Origin of the sequence: Sphingomonas mucosissima, from assembly GCF_002197665.1 — a bacterium.
Classification (GTDB): Bacteria; Pseudomonadota; Alphaproteobacteria; order Sphingomonadales; family Sphingomonadaceae; genus Sphingomonas; species Sphingomonas mucosissima.
The window spans coordinates 1,235,307-1,253,139 of the sequence record NZ_NBBJ01000001.1 but is presented as its reverse complement, the minus strand read 5'-3'; the positions used below and the strand labels follow the sequence as shown (position 1 = coordinate 1,253,139).

Genomic DNA, 17,833 nt, shown 5'->3' with positions numbered 1-17,833 from the left:
GGAGTAAGCGGGTGAAGGTTCTCGCAGTCGCGTCCGAGGCATATCCGCTCGTAAAGACGGGCGGCCTCGCCGATGTCGTCGGCGCTCTCCCGCGAGCGCTGGCGGCGCATGGCGTCGGGACGACGACGCTGCTGCCCGGTTACCCGGCGGTGCTGAAAGCAACAGCCGGCCGGGCGATCCACAGCTGGCGTGATTTGCTTGGCGGCGGCGCGGCGCGATTGCTGCGGGGCGAGATCGACGGCCAGCCGCTTATCGTGTTGGACGCCCCGTCCTTCTTCGTGCGCGAGGGCGGGCCGTACGGCGATCAGACGGGCAGCGATTGGCCGGACAATTGGCGACGCTTCGCCGCGCTGGCCCGGGCGGCGGCGGAGATCGGTCGCGGCGGGGTCAAGGGCCTGTCCTTTGACGTCCTCCACGCCCATGACTGGCAAGCAGCGCTCGCTCCTGCTTACCTCCGCTATGCTGCCTCGCCGATCAAGACGGTGATGACCATCCACAACATCGCGTTCCAAGGCCGGTTCGGGGCGGAGATCTTTGACGAGCTTGGCTTGCCGGAAGACGCCTGGTCGATCGATGGGGTGGAATATTACGGCGGCGTCGGGTTCCTGAAGGCTGGGCTCCAGGCAGCCGATGCGATCACCACCGTTAGCCCGACCTATGCGCGGGAAATCCTCCGGCCCGAGTTCGGCATGGGCTTGGAAGGTCTGATTGCTGAGCGTGCGGGCTCAGTGACGGGCATCGTCAACGGGATAGATCCGGCAGTCTGGAACCCTGAAGGGGATGCGGCGCTTCCGTCGCGCTACACGCTCAAGACCGTGGCGCGGCGGCCGAAGAACAAGCGTGCTCTCGAGCGGGAGTTCGGCCTGGAGCCGGGCGACGGGCCGATCTTCACGGTGATCAGCCGATTGACCTGGCAGAAGGGCATGGACGTGCTGGCCGAGTGCGTTGACGACCTGGTTCGCATGGGCGGTCGGCTCGCGATGCTGGGCGCGGGCGACCCAGACCTGGAAGAAGCGTTTCTGACCGCAGCAGCGCGCCATCCGGGCAGGGTTGGCGTACGGATCGGGTACGACGAGCCGCTCTCCCACCTGCTGCAGGGCGGTGCCGACGCGATCGTCATCCCGTCGCGGTTCGAGCCCTGCGGGCTGACGCAATTATATGGACTTGCCTATGGCTGCGTGTCGGTGGTGGCGCGAACGGGCGGCCTGGCGGACACCGTCATCGACGCGAACATCGCTGCGCTGGACGCCCAGGTCGCCACCGGCATCCAGTTCGAGGGCGTGAGCCGCGAGGCGCTCTTGCACGCGTTGCAGCGCGCCTGTGCGCTTTACGCCGATCAGCCGAGCTGGCGATGCCTGCAGCGCTGCGGGATGAAAGCGGATTTCACATGGGGCAGGAGCGCGGCGGCCTATGCCGCGCTCTATCAAGGATTAGTCGACGCATGATCGAGACGGTAATGACCACCGCCTACACGGACCAGAAACCCGGCACGTCGGGCGTTCGCAAGAAGGTGAAGGTCTTCCAGCAGCCGCATTATGCGGAGAATTTCATCCAGTCGGTCTTCGACGTGATCGAAGATCGGGTCGGCGCTACGCTGGTGCTCGGCGGTGACGGCCGCTTCCTGAACCGGGAGGTGATCGACAAGGCGATCCGCATGGCGGCGGCGAACGGGGTCGCGCGCGTCATCGTGGGGCAGGGCGGCATTCTGTCCACGCCGGCGGCGTCCAACCTGATCCGTCAGTCTGGCGCGATCGGGGGATTGGTGCTCTCCGCCAGTCACAATCCCGGCGGGCCGGACGAAGACTTCGGCATCAAGTACAATGTCGCGAACGGCGGCCCAGCGCCGGAAAAGGTGACAGAGGCGATCTACGCCCGAACCCGCGCGATCGATCAGTATCGCGTCGTGACATCGGGTGAGATCGACCTGGATCGCGTGGGTACGCAGGAACTGAACGGCATGGCGATCGAGGTCGTCGATCCCGTTGCCGCCTATGCCGATCTGATGCAGACCCTGTTCGATTTCACCGCCATTCGCGGTGCCGAGCTCACGATGGCGTTTGATGCCATGAACGCCGTAACAGGGCCATATGCCAAGGAGATCCTGGAGCGGCGTCTTGGCTTTGCCGAGGGCACCGTTCGCAACGGGACGCCGCTGGAGGATTTTGGCGGTCACCACCCGGACCCCAATCTGGTCCACGCCCGCGAACTTTACGATCTCATGATGTCCAACGACGCGCCCGATTTCGGCGCTGCATCGGACGGCGACGGGGATCGCAACCTCATCATCGGGCGCGGTATCTTCATCACCCCGTCGGACAGCCTGGCCATGCTGGCCGCCAATGCACATCTCGCGCCGGCCTATGCCGATGGCCTGAAAGGCATCGCCCGTTCAATGCCAACCAGCGCGGCGGCAGACAGGGTGGCCGAGGCGCTCGGCATCCCCGCGTTCGAGACGCCGACCGGATGGAAGTTCTTCGGCAATCTGCTGGATGCCGGCAAGGTGACAATCTGCGGCGAGGAGAGCGCGGGGACCGGATCGGACCATGTGCGCGAAAAGGATGGGCTCTGGGCCGTGCTGCTCTGGCTCAATATCCTGGCCGCCACGGGCAAGAGCGCTAAGCAGATCGCCGAGGAGCATTGGGCCCAATATGGCCGCAACTTCTACGCGCGGCACGATTATGAAGGCGTCGACAGCGCGGCGGCGGACGCGCTGATGGCTGAATTGCGCGGCAAGCTCTCGGACCTGCGGGGGCAGTCGTTTGGTGATCTAACCGTCCAGTCGGCGGACGATTTCGCATACCATGACTCGACCGACGGATCGGTCAGCAGCAACCAGGGCGTTCGGATCCTCTTCGAAGGCGGCAGCCGTGTGGTGTTTCGTCTCTCCGGGACGGGCACGTCAGGCGCGACGTTGCGCGTCTATCTGGAACGGTATGAGCCGGTTGGCGGGCGGCTGGACGCGGACACGACGGAGATGCTGGCGGATATCGCCGCGGCGGCCGATGCGATTGCGGGGATCGTGCGGCATACTGGTCGTGCGGCGCCGGACGTGGTGACCTGAGCTTACGTGGCGGCGCGTCTGGTCCGAGGGATTAGTCTCGTGGCCGGACCGTGAAATCACAAAGCGCGACGTCGGCATCGCCCACTTACAGACGTTCGTCGATCCCACGCTGACGATCGCCCGCACGATCAAGCCCACCTTATTTGAGTGCCGACCGGCCCCTGCTTCCCTGTGTGCCGAGGTCCTTCAAGGTCGCACGTTGAGAGCTCAGACCGTCACTGAGATTCGCTTCAGCCGGGCCATGGCGCTTCAGCGCCTTCTTGATGAAGATGAGCGCTGCATTCTCGTTTCGAGTGTCCAGGGCGGCTTCGTCACCCGCGACCTGCTCATCTACGGGTCGATGCTGGTGGCGCCTTGAACGCAACGCTGACCTGCGTCCTCAGTCGAGTTGGCACCCATCAAGGATGGTGGTGCCCGCCAGCCCGCGCACGCGGCTGCACGACAGCTGGATGAACTGTCCCTTCGCCAGCGGTGCCAGCCGCTCACGATAGCCGGCCGGGAAGTTCACGACCATATAGTTGAAGCGCGTGCGCCCCTCCAACGAGAGCGCCGGCGTCGGCCCGGGCTGCACCATGCTGGCGATCACGCCCGACACCCGCACTGGGCCGGGGTAGGTCGCGCTTGCGGCCGCGGGATCGCGCGAAAACGCGCCATCGAGCGCCGCCGCGCTCATGATCGTGCCCGAAGATGCCCCAGCGCTGCTGCCGGCAGATGGCGCATTCTCTTCCGTTGATTGCCCGGCTTGTCCGGCGACTTGCCCGCTTTCCGACGGTGTCCCTCCCGCAGGTTGGTCTGCCTTGCCCCGGAACAGCATCAGCCCAATTACCACTGCGGCGATGACGATCACGATTGGTAGGATCCATCTCGCAGCCCCGCCGCCACGGCCCGGTTCGGCGAAGCCGGCCGGCCGCTCAGCGTTACCCGGCGCCGGATCCGCTGCCCGCGCTGCCGCCGTAGCGTCGCCCGCCGCCGCGCCGCAGGAGGGACAAAATCGCGCATTGTTGGGAAGCTGGGTGCCGCATGCCGTGCAGAATGCCATGGTCGCTCTCCTGTGCGCGCATGACGCACGACCGCACCGGATCGTTCCCGCAGCGAAAGGATTGGGGCCTTGCCGCACCCGATCGCTTCTCCCTACAGTGTCGGTAGCCACAGGAGAGGCAGATGGATCGGGTACGGGCGTTCGGCTGGGGCTATTTCGCGTTGTTCGTGCTGGTGGTGGCGGTCGGCTACGTCCCGGGGTTCGAGGACGCCGACGGCAATCTGTTCGGGCTGTTCAAGCTCGACCTGTACGATGACAGTCTGCATCTCGCATCGGGGCTGTGGGCGGGGATCGCCGCCTGGTGGTCCTACCGCGCCGCGCGCGCCTATTTTCGGCTGTTCGGCCCACTCTACTTCCTCGACGGCGTGCTCGGCTTGCTGACCGGCAGCGGCTATCTCGACGGCGGAATTTTCCTCTATGGATCGCTTGACCTACCGCTTCTCACCCGGATCTTCGCCAACCTGCCGCACCTCTTGATCGGCGGGGCTGCAATCTGGGTAGGCTATCGCCTGGCGGCGCGACCGGCATGAAGCGGCACTGGCGCCTGCTGCTCGGCGCCGGCGTGCTGCTGGCGGTTGCGATCGGTGCTCCGGTGGCCGCGATCGAGCTGGGCTGTCGCGCGGATGGTCCTTCGTCGCTACCGCAGGCGAGCCTCGTCGCGCCGTCGCAGCGCCGGGCCGAGGCGCGGACCTGGCTGACCTATCCCGAATGGCACATCGTCTATTCGGCCGAGAGCCTCGGCCGCTACCTCGCCGCGGGCGGGCGGCCGAGCGGCTATGACCATGGCGCCGACGTTGCAGGCTTTTGGCGCAGCTATTGCGCGATCAACCGCATCGCCGCGGGCTGGCCAGGCACCGGCGAGGCGAAGCTGATGATCTACACGATTGGCATCAGCTTCACCGCCGAGATGGCGATCAAGGCCGCGTGGGAGAATACGGCTGGGCGCGTCACGGAATGGATTGGCGGGTGGCGCACCCCGGAGGACCGCTACGCCGCCGCCGTGCAGCAACGCTATGCCGCGTTCATGCACGAGATCCCTTGGTACCGCTTCGACTTTGGCGCTGCGTTAGCGGGACTCTGGCAGACGCAGGGAGATTGGTCCCTGGTTCGTCGTCCGGAGCGGCGGATCGCGCTGTCGGCGGAATATGGCGCGAAGGCGCTTTATGCCGGCGCGCTCGGCGCGGCGACCGGCGCATCCATGGCGCCCGATGCGCGTCGCTTGCAGATGGTCGTGCGCGCGCCACCCGCTTGGCTACGCCGGATCGATCCGCGCCTTGATCCTGTGCGATCGCTGCCCGGCGGGCTGACTGTGGTCGAGGCGCCGCGCTACGCGCAGTTCACCGACCTCGTCGGCAAGCTGGCGAGGGCGGGCGTCACGGTGGAGGAGATCGCCGGCAACCGCACGATCTTCGCGACGATGCGAGCGCCCGAGCGGCTCCGCCCACCGGCGCCGATGCTGGCCATGCCGCTCGGCGACAGACCCGGCTTTTGGCGGTTCGGCATTACGATGCCGGTGGCCAACCTAACCCGCTGGGCCGCCGCGGCGCGGGGCAGCGGAGCCGAGATCGAGCACGTCTATGATTATTGACGCGCATCGGGCGTTCAGCGCGGCGCGCGGCTTGGCGCTGGCCGTGCTGGTGCTCGGCATCTGGGCGCTCGTCATGCTGGCCATGCCATTCGTCGGGCCGGCGGGGCGGCAGGTAGCGGTGGTCGGCGGCGGCCAGGCCGCTGCGCGCGCGATCGTCGCTGCGGGCGGGCAGATCGTTGAGGTGCGGCGCGGCGCGGTGCTGGCGCGATCCGCCGCCCGCGACTTCCCGCGCCGGCTCTATGCCGCCGGCGCGCCGCTGGTGATAGAGGGCCGCATCGCCGCCGGCTGCTTCGCGAAGGCGGGGGCGTAGCGAGCGTACCAGCTGTTGCTGAAGCGCCCCTCCGGATCCCACGTGCGCTTCGCTGCGAAGAAGCCGCCGATCTCGGGGTAGGCGCGCACCAGCTGCGCCGGCGTATAATGGAGCTGATAGGGCAGGAAGAAGCGCCCGCCGTGCTCCGAGCACAGGTCGATCAGCGCGCTCGTCAGCTTGGCCATATCGGCATCGCCGGCGTCGGTGGTCGGCTGGTTTAGGTACAGCACGACCGAGAACGCCGGCTGCGGCGCATAGCTGAGCGCATTGTCCTCCATCCCGACCGCCCGGATCGAAGCGTTCACGAGGTTCGCCTTCTGCTCGCGGAACAGCGCGCGCATGCCGTCGATGAACGGCACGATCTTTTCGCGCGGCACGAAATATTCGTGCAGGATGTCGGTCTCGCCCGGCAGGTCGTTGAACAGGTACGCGACGCTGTCGTGCATTGGGTCGTTGCGCGCGACGAGGCATGCCTCGCCATCGCCCATCGCCTGCGCGCGTGTCACGGTACAGCGTTCGAAGCGATGCTCCAGCTCCTTCTCGCTCCACCATTTCAGCGCCTTGAACGTGTCGTTCTTCTTGGCGAGGTTGACGGTCAGGCGGCGGAGCTTGGTGGCGGTGACATCGCCGAGCGGGGCACGGGCGAGTCCCTGGTCCTCGGGCAGCTTGCGATAGGTGTAGACCAACGCCTCCTGCAGCAGTGTCTTCGGCGCGGTCGATAGGTGGACGTAGGACAGGCCGATCGCAGGATCGGCCGCAATCCGAGCGAAGGTCTCGGGGAACTGGCGATAGTCGATCATCGCGCGCTCGGACCGATAGACGTCGTTGGGCACCACATCGAGCGTCGCTGACAGGATGATCCCGAACAGCCCGTATCCGCCCACGACATGCCGGAAGAGATCGGAGTTCTCCTCGCGAGACGCGGTGACGATCTGCCCGTCGGCCAGCATGATGCGGAGCGAACGAAGCGATCCCATCACCGCGCCGGCCTGGTGATCCATGCCGTGCGCGTTCACCGATATCGATCCGCCCACCGAGAAGATGTCGGTCGACTGCATCGCCTTGACGGCGAAATCGGGATGGATCGCCGATTGGATGTCGTGCCAGGTCGCGCCGGCGCCGACCGTGACGGTGCGTACCGCCCGATCAAGCCGGATCGCCGACATCCCGCGCATGTCGAGCATCACCCCGCCACGCGCGAACGCCTGCCCGCCCATCGAGTGCTTTACCCCCGCGGCTGAGACTGGCAGTCCCCTAGCGCGCGCATAGGCGAGTGCATCGGCCACCTCGGTGTCGCTGGTGGGCCGAATGACGCCGGCCACGGGCGTGCGGCTGAGGCAGCTGGCGTCGTTCACGGTGCCGCCGCGTTGCGACCAGGCCGGTTCGGCCAGAGAGCGGCGCTGCGCCTCAGCGGGTAGTGCGGGCGAAAGCGGAACGGCGATGCCGCAGTCCTTGGCTCCTTCCGGCTCGGCTGCGAGCGGGGCGACATAGGCTGCGGTGCCGGCTGCGCCCAGTGCGACCATTGACCCGCCGGCAAACAGCAGGCGTCGTCGCGACGACATTAGTCTTTCTCCCATGCCAACAGCCTAGACCAGGATCATGACGGATCAATGCAAAGAAACTGAACACTGTTCATTTCTGGTTAAACTGAACAGTGCTTAATTGCGATTCGCGGCAGGGAAACGCCGCAGGAGCCACAATCCAAATGCGGCTCGCGACAAGGAGAACGACCATGAAGACCAAGCATCTGATCGCCGGCGCGATGATCGCGATGGCCACGATGGCGAGCCAGCCGGTTGCCGCTTACACCCTGACGCCGACGGGCCGCACGCTGGCCAGCCCACAGCTCGCCGCGGACGTGTTGCGCCACATCGGCCGCTATTCGAAAGCGACGGGCGGCTGCTCGTTCACTTTCTCGGTCCACATGGCGGTGCTGCCGCGCAGCTACACGCCGGTTCGCCCCAGCGTGAACGCGGTCGCCCGCGGCGGTCATTTCGAACAATGGAGCCTTAATGCCTGCGGCGCGCGCCAGCGCTTCCAGGTCGCGATGTGGCCCTCGCCGCGCGGCGGCACCGATTACGCAATCACGCCGCTGACCGGGCGCCTACCGCTTCACGTTGGGCGCTGAGGCCGAAACGCCTTCGAAACGTTCAAGCTCACGATAAAGGAGAGAAGCCATGTTGACCTCGTTCAAGAATGTCCTCGCCCTCGGTCTTGCCGCTGCTGCCGCGACTATCCCGGTCGGCGCGAGTGCAGCGCCCTTGTCCACTTGGTACGGCCGCTATGTCTGGGAAGAATCGCTCGGCCGCGTCGGCGGGGCGACCAAGGCGGAGAGCGTCGCGATATTCGTCACGTACACGCTGACGCTGGCGCCCGACAGCCGAGGCACGGGATGCACCGTCAACATCGAGGGATATCAGCGCTCCGAGCAGCTGAAATGCACCGCCACGCCCGAGGGCGAGAAGGTGATCGTCAAGCTGTACAAGTTCCGCCCCGGCGATGCGGGCCGCTATCCCTCGGGGACCCCGCTGTTCACGATGATTCGCACCGAGGGCGGGATCATGACCCAGCTCCAAGCGCTCGATCCGTCGAGCGACAACAGCCCGCGTTCGGGCCGTCTCTTCCGCCGCGGCTGACCCCGCATCCGCGACGCCCGGGATCGGCCCGGGCGTCGATCCACTTCACCAACGTACGGAAACCATGGGCAGACGATCGGACCACAGCCGGGACGAATTGCGCGACCTCATCCTCAAGGCGGGAGAAGGGCTGATGGCTGAAGTAGGCTTCGCAAATTTCTCCGCCCGCGAGGTGGCGAAGCGGATCGGCTACTCGATCGGCACGATCCACAACGTGTTCGGCAGCGTCGACCGGCTCGTCACCGCCATCAACACCCAAGCGTTCGGCGATTGGGCGGAGGCGCTGGAGCGCAGCCTGGCTACGGCGGGGGACGATCGCATTGCGGCATTGGTCGAGGCCTATTTCCGCTTCGCGCGCGAGAACCCCAGGCGCTGGGCGGCGATCTACGACCATCGACCGGCCTCCGAAACGATCACAGAAGCCGAACACGAGGTGCGCGGTCGGCTGCTGCGCATCGTCGCCGCCGAAGTGGCGACTGCGCTCGGGCGGCCGGTAGACGAAGCACTCGGCACCTTTACCCGCTCGCTGGTCGCCACGGTTCATGGCCATTGCAGCTTTGCGATCACCGGATCCTGGGCGGCAATGGGCCAGCACGATGTCGAAGCGGCAGCGCTGGCGCGCGTCCGCGAAAGCCTCGCCGCGCAGGCGAAGGCGCCCTGAACAAGGAAAAACGCCATGTCCCGAGACCCGCTGTCGTCTGCCTCGCGTGCCGGCCCATTCGACAAGTTGGCGGGCGTCGCGGCACAGTTCGAGCCGGCCGGTGACGGCTACCTCTACCGTCAGGACGGATGGGGGCCGGGGATCCCCGTCACGCTGCTGGAGCGCGACGCCTTTGTCCGCGCCGGCGCACGCGATCTGCTCCTTCACCTGGCTGCGCTGGCGCTGTGCGTCGTAGCCGCGTGGCTCGCAGCAGTGCGGGTCACGTCCGGTGCCGACGACGTAGTAGGTGCCGTTGTCTTCGCGACCTTCGCCTCGGCCGCCGCAATCCTGTTGCTGATCTCGCATGAGTGGCACCGACGTGCAGCGTCCCGAGCGATGGCCGCGCGGCGGCCGGCCGCCCCGCCGCGCACGGCGCCGGGCGGCGGCGCCGGCTACGGCACCATCGCGGGCGTCATGGCGATCGCGCTGCTGTGGCTGTTCACCGGAACGATCGGCACCACCGCCTACCGCGCCTTCTTCGCCGTCTCGGTGCTGCTGATTGGAATGTTCCTGATCGTCCGTCGCTGGCTGGCACGGCGCCGGCTCACCCCTAGCCAGCGCCGAGCGGCAACGCCTTTGCGCCGTGCGAGCGCCGAGCCCGCGAGCGTCGGCGCAGGCTGCGCGATGCTGCTCTTCTTCCTGCTCGAAACCGTCGCCGGCATATTCGCGTTGTTCGGCACCGTTGCGCTTGTCCTGCGGCTCGCCGGGCAGCCGATTGAGGACCCGAACGGCTGGGTCTTCGCCATCGGTTTCCTGCTCGGCGGTGCCGTGGCGTACGCCGCGATGCGCATGATCGACCGGCTGTGCAAGCGCTGGACCGGGCTGTCGGCGATGGACGCGTTTAGCTGGCTTCCGGTGCATTGGTAGGTCGACGGACTGGGGCTCGGCGCATCACGGTGAGGTGCAAAGTGTTCGCAACCAACTCCCGTCCAATGCGGCGTGGTGTTCAACCACGTCTCCAGCGCACCGACAATCCCGACGACCGGCTGGGGCGGGCCGAATTTGACGTTACCGGCGCTCCTCAAAAAGGCACACCAGGATCCAGCAAGACGAAGCTCCTAACCTAGTCGCGTGCCAGCAATGCCTGGTGGCTAACCGGCCCAACTTGGGAAGCGACGAAGCGCGAAGTCGACGGTCGCACCGACAGGGCTGTCGGCAGCCGGCATCAAACTCTGACTTCGTCGCACCTTCTCCATCCTGGCGACCGCCGCCAAGCCTCAGCCGCCCGTCAGAGAACGTCAGGTCAATTGCCGAGCGTATATCAAAATGAGCGACCGTCCGGTCCCAAGAAGCAGCAACTCCGTCCGGAATGGCAGATTGTGGGTCGCCACCGTCTTGAAGCCGGCCGGGCCTCTGCCTGGTCAGCGATACAGCGCGCGTACTGGAATATGGCTTTGATTTGTTTGGAAGTGGCGGGGTGCAGCGATCGCCACGTCACGGCAGCGAACAGCGGACTAGGTTTGATGTTCTTGGGGGCAGCGGACAAGGAAGACGGAAGTTCTGACTAGCGTACGATGTGCCAGTCGAGCAGGACGCCCTAGTACCGTTACCAAGGACCATGAACGTGACCGACCTGGAACTCCCTGACAGCCCGTTGAGCGCGCGCGCGGCGCTCGCCGAAGCGATGGCTCTGCACGAAGAGGGGAACTTCGAAGGCGCTGAATCGCGTTATCGTGAGGTGCTGGCGCAGAAGTATCGCGTCGCAGAAGTGCTCCCTTTGCTTGCGGGCCTGCTAGGTAGGCTCTCGCGTCCTAAAGATGCTTTGGCCGCTTGGGACCAGCTCCTCACGCTCGAGCCTGACCACGCCGTTGCGCTACATGAAACGGGGCTCACGCTGCACTGGCTCGGCCGTACCGTCGAGGCGATCACAATGCTTGAGCGCGCCTGCGCGGCGGACCCTGACAATCCGATCACGATTGGTAATCTGGCCGTGGTTCTAGCAGATGCAGGGCGAAACCTTGAAGCCATTCGGCATTTCCGCCTCGCGCTTACGCTGCAGCCCGACAATCTTCATTTACGGCACCAGGTTCGCCGGCTCGGCTCTGGATCGGTGCCTTTCTGGCACATCCCGATGATGAACGATGTGCGACGCAATGATGCGTTCGAAGCCGCGATCAAGGCCGCGATCGGCGTCGTAGGCCCGGAGGCGCGCGTGATCGATATCGGCGCAGGCAGCGGCCTATTGTCGCTGATGGCGGCACGCGCAGGCGCACAGAAAGTTGTAGCGTGCGAGATGGAGCCGATGATTGCCGATATGGCACAGCAGATCGTCTCTCAAAACGGCTATGCGGATCGCATCACCGTCTACGCGAAGCCTTCAACCGAGCTTGTGATTGGCGCGGAGCTCGACGCACCGGCCGATGTTTTGGTCTCGGAAATCCTCTCGAGCGACCTGCTGACGGAGAAAGTTCTCGACACGTTCGAGGATGCTCATCGTCGCCTACTCGCCCACAACGCGATCGTGATACCTCGCATGGCAAGCGCCATGGGCTGCCTTGTAGCTAGCGAGAACCTCGGCGCCTACGCTTTCGTCGGCGAAGTGTCGGGTTTTGATCTTTCCGCCTTCACTGCCTTCGCGCCACAACGCCTGCCGATCCATGGTACGATGACGGCATGGGAGCGCCTGTCCGATGATCTGGAACTGGTACGCCTCGACCTAAGGCAGAACAAGCACGACGCGACGCTCGCCCGGCTGCGCATTCCCGTCACGGCGAGCGGGCGCGCGCTCGGTATCGTTCAATGGATGCACATCGATCTGTGGCAAGGCGTGACGTTCGACAATCACCCCGATCGCTACACTGACGGCGGGTGGCTTTAGGTGCTGCACAGCTTTCCAGAACCGATCGACGTCGTCGCGGGTGAGACGCTCGATGTCGCGGTTGGTCATGACCGGATCACGCTGATCCTTATGCCCCTCGAAGACAGACGCGTGTAGACGTGCAACAGCTGCTCCTTGGCAGCGTCTGGCGCGTGAGCATTCGTAGGGAGGTAGCAAGCAGATCACGTGTCCACTTCTCCGAACTGAGCGCAGATCCAGGGTGGCGATGACCGCTGCCATCCGCCCGTCAGGTCCGATGGACAGGAGCGCTAGCTCGCCGCTGATAAGGACGTGCGCGCCGATAACGTCATTCATTCTCGGGAGTGCGAGGCTCCTGAACAGGTAGGCGATGCTATGCTAAGGCACCTTGCTGAGGATTTGAGCTGATAAGCCGCCAGCACGTGAATTTGATCAGCCGTGTCTGTCGCCAGTCTGGCTCCAGGACCAATGACCATATTGGCTTATGAGCTCGGCTCCATAGAATTGCTTCGTGATTCTCCATCGGCTTGAAGCTGGCACGCTCGTAGGTGCTGTGCGCGTCGGCGAGACCAAGGTTTGTCCATAGCTCGATGCGGGTACTCGCCAGAGCTGCGCCTGCCGCCACAGGTCGGTAAGCGACCAGCCAGACTCCAAGCTTGTCGCCGGCGGGTCAGAATGTAAGCGATTGTTTATTCTGATTGACGCTGTCCACTGTGATTAGGGGCGTACCGATCGGGTTATCTGGGGTTTGCGTAATTATCAGATTTCGCCCGTTCTTTAGGCGCAGCGCCGCTCGCTTTACCAACGGCGCGCTGACCGACCACTCCGGTCTGCCGGGAACGATCGGGTAGAGGCCGAGGCTGCCCCAGACGTACCATGCCGTCATCGCGCCGGCGTCATCATCCATGCCGTCCGCGAAGCCCTGCGGCGCGAGGGCGAAGCTGCGGCCGTGCCACGGCAGCGGGCGCTTACCCTCGTTGGCATAAGGGTGATCGACCGGCTGGGTGAGGTAGCGGTGGACGATCGCGCTGGTCGCCGCCGGCCGGCCGAGCGCGGCGTAGAGCCAGGGGACGTGGATGTCCGGCTGGTTGGTCATGTTGTAGAGGCCGCTGGCGAAGAAGGTGTCGAGTTCGTGCACGAAGCGGTCGCGGCCGAGCGTCTCCACCATCCAGTCGAGATCGAAGACCGGCGCCCAGCGATATTGCCACAGCGTGCCTTGGTAGAGGCCCCGCGCCTTCACCACGTCCGCGTCGGCGCCGAGCGTCTCGCAGGTGGCGCGCCACATCGGGCGGTATGCGAGCGCCTTCGCGCGGAAGCGGGCGGCGGTGGCGGTGTCGCCCAGATCGGCGGCGAGCTCGGCGATGGCCCAGTCGTCATAGGCGGCCTCGATCTGCTGATCGGGCGTGTCGCGCTGGAGCGTGTCGGACTCGCGCACCATGCCGGCGAGCGCGGCGTGGGCGTCGAAGCCGGTGATGCCGCGACGGCGGAAATCGAGCAGCGCGACGCCGGCATGCTCGGTACGGACGGTGAGGAAGGGCTCGGTCCGCGTCGCCCAGCGCTGCTTGCCCTCGCCGTAGAGCGCGACGAGCGAACGGGCGATGTCCGCGGCGCGGGCGGGATCGATGAGCGCGATGAGCGGGAGCTGGGTGCGGTAATTGTCCCACAGCGCCCAGCTGGCGTAGCGCGTCTCGCCCGGAAGGGAGCGGTGGATGCGGCCGTCACTGCCGCGGTGGCGGCCGTCCGGATCCTGGATCGCGACCGGCGTCTGCATGACGCGGTAGAGCGAGGTGTAGAAGAGCGCGCGGCGATCGCGCGGGGCCGTGACGTCGAGGCGGGAGAGCTCGTGCTGCCAGCGCGCGCGGGTGGCGGCGAGGATGGCGGCGAAGGGGCGGGCGCCGAGCTCGGTATCGCGCACCACCGCGGCGGCGGCGGGATCGACGGTGGATAGGCCGGTGCGCACCTCCACCATCGCGCCGCGCCTGAGGGTGAGCGGCAGGGTGGCGGCAGCGCCGAAGACGGTGGCGGCGGGCGCGGGCTTGCCGTCGATCGTGACGCGGCTGGCGGTGTGGATGGTGTAGGCGCCTTCGTCGCACACGGTGCCCGCCGTCATGCTGGCGCGAAGATCCGCGGTGACGGTGGCGGCGTGGCGGCGGGTATAGGCGTTCGCCGCGTCGAGGCGAAGGACGTAGCGGCCCGGCTTCGTGACGGTGAAGCGCAGCAGCCCCGCGCCGCGCGTTGCCGTCATTTCCGCCGTGATGCCGTTGGCGTAGCTGACGCGGTAGCGGCCGGCGGAGGCGCGCTCGCTCGCCTTGTCGAGCGGCGCGAGCGGCGCGGCGCCTTCGGGGAGCAGCGAGATGAGCAAGTCGCCGCCCCCGCCGCCGCAGCCGACCCCGACCGCGCGGGTGTGCGAGAAGCCGCGAAGCTGGCGGGCGGCGAAGTCGTAGCCTGCGTGATTCCTGGGGTCAGTGTCCGGGCCCAGCTGCACCATGCCGTAAGGCGCGACGGCGGCGGGGGTGAGCTGGCCGAAATCGCCGAGCGTGCCGACAAACGGATCGACGAGGTCGACGGCCTTCTCCCGCGCAGCAGCGGGCGCGGCGGCGAGGAGGGCGGTGGCGGCCGCGACAGCCGTGCAGACGCGGCGCCATCGCGCGCGATAATCGGTCACTAGCGGTATCACTTGTGCGGCGGACGGAAGAAACTGGGCGGGAATGGCGCCATGGCGGGGCCGTTTGGATCGCGCAGTTTGTTGCGCTCGCCAGCGTCGGCGCTGAGCGGGATTTGCATGCCGTTGGTCTCTTCCAGCAGGCGGAAGAGCTTGGCGCTCATCCGTTCGGCGAGATCCTCATGGCCGGGGCGGGCGAGGAGATTGTCGTTCTCGTGCGGATCGGCGGCGAGGTCGTAGAGCTCGTCGAGATCCCAGATGCCATGGAAGTGGATGTACTTGTAGCGATCCTCGCGCAGCGCGTGGACGGTGGGCGTCTGCGGGAAATTCCGTTCCCAATAATATTCGTACATCAGTTCCTTGCGCCACGGCACCTCGGCCGCGCCGCCGCTTGCCGGCGAGACGGTGACCAACGGGAGCATGTTCGATCCGGCGAGGCCGTCCGGCGCCTCCAGCCCGGCGGCGGCGAGCATGGTGGGGGCGACATCGATGTTGGCGACGACGTGCTCGACGGTGCCGGCACCGAACAGCGACGGGCAGCGCATCAGAATCGGCACGCGCATCGATTCCTCATAAGCGGCGCGCTTGTCGATCAGGCCGTGTTCGCCGAACATGAAGCCATTGTCGCCCATGTAGAGGATAAGGGTGTCATCGAGCTCGCCGCGCTGGTCGAGGAGATCCATGATCCGCGCGATGCCTTCGTCCACCGCCAGCAGCGTTTCCATGTAGCGCTTGTAATAATCCGCGATGTCGAGCGTGCCGTGGTACGGATAGTCGACGCCGTGCCAGCTGTTGCGCTGGTTCTCGACCCACATCGGGCGGCCGGGAACGCCCGGCTTCATGTTGGCCGGATAGCGAAAGGTTTCCTTGTCGTAGCGCCCCTTGTGGCGTTCCGCCGGGATGAATTCGGAATGCACCGCCTTGTGCGCGAGGTGCATCATCCACGGCTTCTTGGCGTCGCGCTGGCCGATCCAGTCGAGCGCGTAATCGGTCAGCTCGTCAGTGATATAGCCTTTCTGAGGAACATGCCGGCCGTTGACGTTGAGCCCGTCGGGGTGCGGCAGATAATTGCCCTGGCCCTTGAAGCTGACCCAGTGATCGAAGCCGGGCTGCGGCGAATCCGTCTCGATGCCCATGTGCCATTTGCCGATGAACGCGGTCTCATAGCCGGCGGCCTGGAGATATTCGGGATAGTAAGTGAGGCCGGGCGGGATCGGGTGATTGTTGTCCACCACGCGATGCTGGTGCGCGTAGAGGCCGGTGAAGATCGAGGCGCGGCTGGGCGAGCAGAGCGCGGTGGTGACGAAGGCGTTGCGGAAATGCACGCCCCCGCGCGCCAGGCGATCGAGCGTCGGCGTCTCGCCGAAATCCTGCGCCTTCATGAAGCCCATCGCGTCGTAGCGATGATCGTCGGTGAGGATGACGAGGATGTTCTTGGGCTTCACGCCCGGCTTGCGCCGCAGCTTCAATTGCTTCGTCGCGGGCGCGGCGCCGGCGGCGAAGCTGTAGAGGCCGAACGCGCCCCCGGTGCCGGCGAGAAGCACGCCGCGGCGGTCGATACCCTTAGTCATCAATGCTGGCCCACGTGGGAGTAAGGATCGGTCTGCCCGGCGAGCCAGGGGTCGCGGGTCTCGGCGCGGATCGTGCGCAGCCGTTCGGCAAGCCGGGCCTTGATCGCGGCATAGGCAGGATCGGCGGCGACGTTCACCAGCTCGTCCGGATCGCGGGTTAGATCGTACAATTCTTCCGGCGGACGCTGAAGGTACGCCGCCTGACTGCGCTTGCCGAGCGGGATCGCGGGATCGGCGCTGATCGCCTTCCACGATGGCGAGCCCGCCACGTCCCCGGCGATCGGGTACGGCAGCTGCCAGGCGAGGTTGAGGATGTAATTGTGGGTGCGCGTGCGGATGCTGCGCATCGGATAATATTGATTGATCTCGTGGAAATCGTGGCTGGCGACGATCGCGTCGCGCGCGGGATCGCCGGCCTTGCCGAGGATCGGCAGCAATGACGTGCCGGACAGCTTATAGGCGGCAGGAGGGGCGACGCCGGCCCAATCGAGGACGGTGGGGGCGATGTCGGTCCAGCTGACCATCGCGTCGTTCACGGCCGGGGCGCTGCCCGGCGCGTGGACGATGAGCGGGAGGTGGAGGCCGGCATCGTAGAGGTTCGTCTTCGCGCCGGGGAAGGGCCGGCCGTTGTCGCTGAGGAAGATGACCAACGTATCGTCGGCGCGGCCGGTGGCGGCGAGATCGTCGAGGATCATGCCGACGCCGGCGTCGAGGCGGCTGAGCGATTCATAATATTCGGCGATGTCCTGCCGCACGGCAGCAAGATCGGGCAGATGCGACGGGATCTGCACGCGGCGCGGATCGTAGCTTTCCGGCTTCACGCCCGGCCAGGCGCGATCGTTGCCGTAATCCACCGCGGCGCGATGCGGATCGCTGTACGCGACGGTGACGAAGAACGGCCGCTCATCAGTCGAGCGGATGAAGCTCGCCGCGGCGATGACGAGTTCGCGCACGTCGCGGATGCCGCCGCGTTCGGGAACGAGTTCCGCCTGATAGGGAAAGGCGCTGTCCGGCCCGACATGCTTCTTGCCGACGAGCGCGGTGGCATAGCCGGCACGGCGCAGCATCGCAGGCAGCGTTTCGATCCCCGGCAGCAGCGACTGGTGATGCACGTCGTGCTGCAGGCCGTACATGCCGTTCTGATGCGTGTAGAGCCCGGTGTTGATCACCGCGCGGCTGGGGCTGCACGAGGAAACGGCGGCATAGCCGTGGCGGAAGAGCGTGCCGCCGCGCGCGAGGCGATCGAGCCGCGGCGTCTTCACCGCAACGCCATAGCAGCCAAGATCGAGGCCCTGATCGTCGGAGATCAGCAAGAGGACGTTGCGCGGCTTCTTGCCCGGCGGGGTGGTGGTCTGGGCGAAGCCGGGGGCGGCGCTGGCGGCGGCGATTCCGGCCATGCCCTTCAATACGTTACGTCTATCCATGGCACAGACGATAGCGTCATCCATCATCTACGCGAAGGCGGGAAA

General features: G+C 66.2%; 16 protein-coding genes. 11 read left to right on the top strand and 5 right to left on the bottom strand.

From position 1 onward, the window contains the following. The first annotated feature begins 11 nt into the window (after nucleotides 1-11). From glgA to SPMU_RS16860, 3 genes are all read left to right on the top strand, one after another. On the top strand, nucleotides 12-1,445 hold the full coding sequence (gene glgA, locus SPMU_RS05990; RefSeq protein WP_088332777.1) for a glycogen synthase GlgA: 1,434 nt from the start codon (nucleotides 12-14) through the stop codon (nucleotides 1,443-1,445). Further along, nucleotides 1,442-3,061, top strand: coding sequence for an alpha-D-glucose phosphate-specific phosphoglucomutase (locus tag SPMU_RS05985; protein WP_088332775.1), 1,620 nt, complete (start codon nucleotides 1,442-1,444; stop codon nucleotides 3,059-3,061). The genes glgA and SPMU_RS05985 overlap by 4 nt, the downstream gene beginning before the upstream one ends. Nucleotides 3,062-3,260: 199 nt before the next feature. Beyond that, nucleotides 3,261-3,419: a hypothetical protein gene (locus SPMU_RS16860; RefSeq protein ID WP_169715640.1), complete on the top strand. Its 159-nt coding sequence runs from the start codon at nucleotides 3,261-3,263 to the stop codon at nucleotides 3,417-3,419. A 21-nt stretch (nucleotides 3,420-3,440) separates the two neighbouring features. Here the strand turns inward: SPMU_RS16860 and SPMU_RS05980 are convergent, their stop codons facing one another. Next, nucleotides 3,441-4,100: a zinc ribbon domain-containing protein gene (locus SPMU_RS05980; protein ID WP_088332773.1), complete on the bottom strand. Its 660-nt coding sequence runs from the start codon at nucleotides 4,098-4,100 to the stop codon at nucleotides 3,441-3,443. Between the two features lie 122 nt (nucleotides 4,101-4,222). Here SPMU_RS05980 and SPMU_RS05975 point away from each other — a divergent pair, with 122 nt between their 5' ends. The 3 genes from SPMU_RS05975 to SPMU_RS05965 are packed head-to-tail and all read left to right on the top strand — an operon-like array spanning nucleotide 4,223 to nucleotide 5,998. Continuing rightward, nucleotides 4,223-4,630, top strand: a complete 408-nt coding sequence (locus SPMU_RS05975; protein WP_088332771.1) for a DUF4383 domain-containing protein — start codon at nucleotides 4,223-4,225, stop codon at nucleotides 4,628-4,630. After that, entirely contained in the window at nucleotides 4,627-5,688 is a 1,062-nt protein-coding gene (locus SPMU_RS05970; protein ID WP_088332769.1) for a hypothetical protein, read from the top strand. Before SPMU_RS05975 ends, SPMU_RS05970 begins: the two co-directional genes overlap by 4 nt. Continuing rightward, nucleotides 5,678-5,998, top strand: a complete 321-nt coding sequence (locus tag SPMU_RS05965; RefSeq protein WP_245832799.1) for a hypothetical protein — start codon at nucleotides 5,678-5,680, stop codon at nucleotides 5,996-5,998. The genes SPMU_RS05970 and SPMU_RS05965 overlap by 11 nt, the downstream gene beginning before the upstream one ends. Here the strand turns inward: SPMU_RS05965 and SPMU_RS05960 are convergent. Continuing rightward, on the bottom strand, nucleotides 5,926-7,560 hold the full coding sequence (locus SPMU_RS05960) for an FAD-binding oxidoreductase (protein WP_088332767.1): 1,635 nt from the start codon (nucleotides 7,558-7,560) through the stop codon (nucleotides 5,926-5,928). The two genes, SPMU_RS05965 and SPMU_RS05960, sit on opposite strands and share 73 nt — an antisense overlap. A 170-nt stretch (nucleotides 7,561-7,730) precedes the next feature. Between SPMU_RS05960 and SPMU_RS05955 the strand changes: the two genes are divergently transcribed. The 5 genes from SPMU_RS05955 (at nucleotide 7,731) to SPMU_RS05935 (ending at nucleotide 12,152) form a co-directional block, all read left to right on the top strand. Beyond that, nucleotides 7,731-8,126 carry a hypothetical protein gene (locus SPMU_RS05955; RefSeq protein WP_088332765.1) on the top strand — a complete coding sequence of 132 codons (396 nt, stop codon included), beginning with the start codon at nucleotides 7,731-7,733 and terminating at the stop codon, nucleotides 8,124-8,126. Between the two features lie 49 nt (nucleotides 8,127-8,175). Further along, nucleotides 8,176-8,634, top strand: coding sequence for a DUF5991 domain-containing protein (locus SPMU_RS05950; RefSeq protein WP_088332763.1), 459 nt, complete (start codon nucleotides 8,176-8,178; stop codon nucleotides 8,632-8,634). A 64-nt stretch (nucleotides 8,635-8,698) separates the two neighbouring features. Continuing rightward, complete coding sequence (locus tag SPMU_RS05945) at nucleotides 8,699-9,295, top strand: TetR/AcrR family transcriptional regulator (protein ID WP_088332761.1); 597 nt, start codon at nucleotides 8,699-8,701, stop codon at nucleotides 9,293-9,295. A gap of 15 nt (nucleotides 9,296-9,310) precedes the next feature. Continuing rightward, nucleotides 9,311-10,201 carry a hypothetical protein gene (locus SPMU_RS05940; protein WP_140418416.1) on the top strand — a complete coding sequence of 297 codons (891 nt, stop codon included), beginning with the start codon at nucleotides 9,311-9,313 and terminating at the stop codon, nucleotides 10,199-10,201. 649 nt (nucleotides 10,202-10,850) lie between these two features. Then, nucleotides 10,851-12,152: a 50S ribosomal protein L11 methyltransferase gene (locus SPMU_RS05935; RefSeq protein WP_245832797.1), complete on the top strand. Its 1,302-nt coding sequence runs from the start codon at nucleotides 10,851-10,853 to the stop codon at nucleotides 12,150-12,152. A 649-nt stretch (nucleotides 12,153-12,801) separates the two neighbouring features. Here the strand turns inward: SPMU_RS05935 and SPMU_RS05930 are convergent. From SPMU_RS05930 to SPMU_RS05920, 3 genes are read right to left on the bottom strand one after another with little or no spacing between them, the layout of a single operon-like run. Next, entirely contained in the window at nucleotides 12,802-14,796 is a 1,995-nt protein-coding gene (locus tag SPMU_RS05930) for a glycoside hydrolase domain-containing protein (protein ID WP_169715639.1), read from the bottom strand. A gap of 8 nt (nucleotides 14,797-14,804) precedes the next feature. Continuing rightward, a complete protein-coding gene (locus SPMU_RS05925) occupies nucleotides 14,805-16,364 on the bottom strand; it encodes a sulfatase family protein (RefSeq protein WP_088332758.1) in 1,560 nt (519 codons plus the stop codon). Continuing rightward, a complete protein-coding gene (locus SPMU_RS05920; RefSeq protein WP_211275713.1) occupies nucleotides 16,364-17,761 on the bottom strand; it encodes a sulfatase family protein in 1,398 nt (465 codons plus the stop codon). Before SPMU_RS05920 ends, SPMU_RS05925 begins: the two co-directional genes overlap by 1 nt. Nucleotides 17,762-17,833 lie beyond the last annotated feature (72 nt).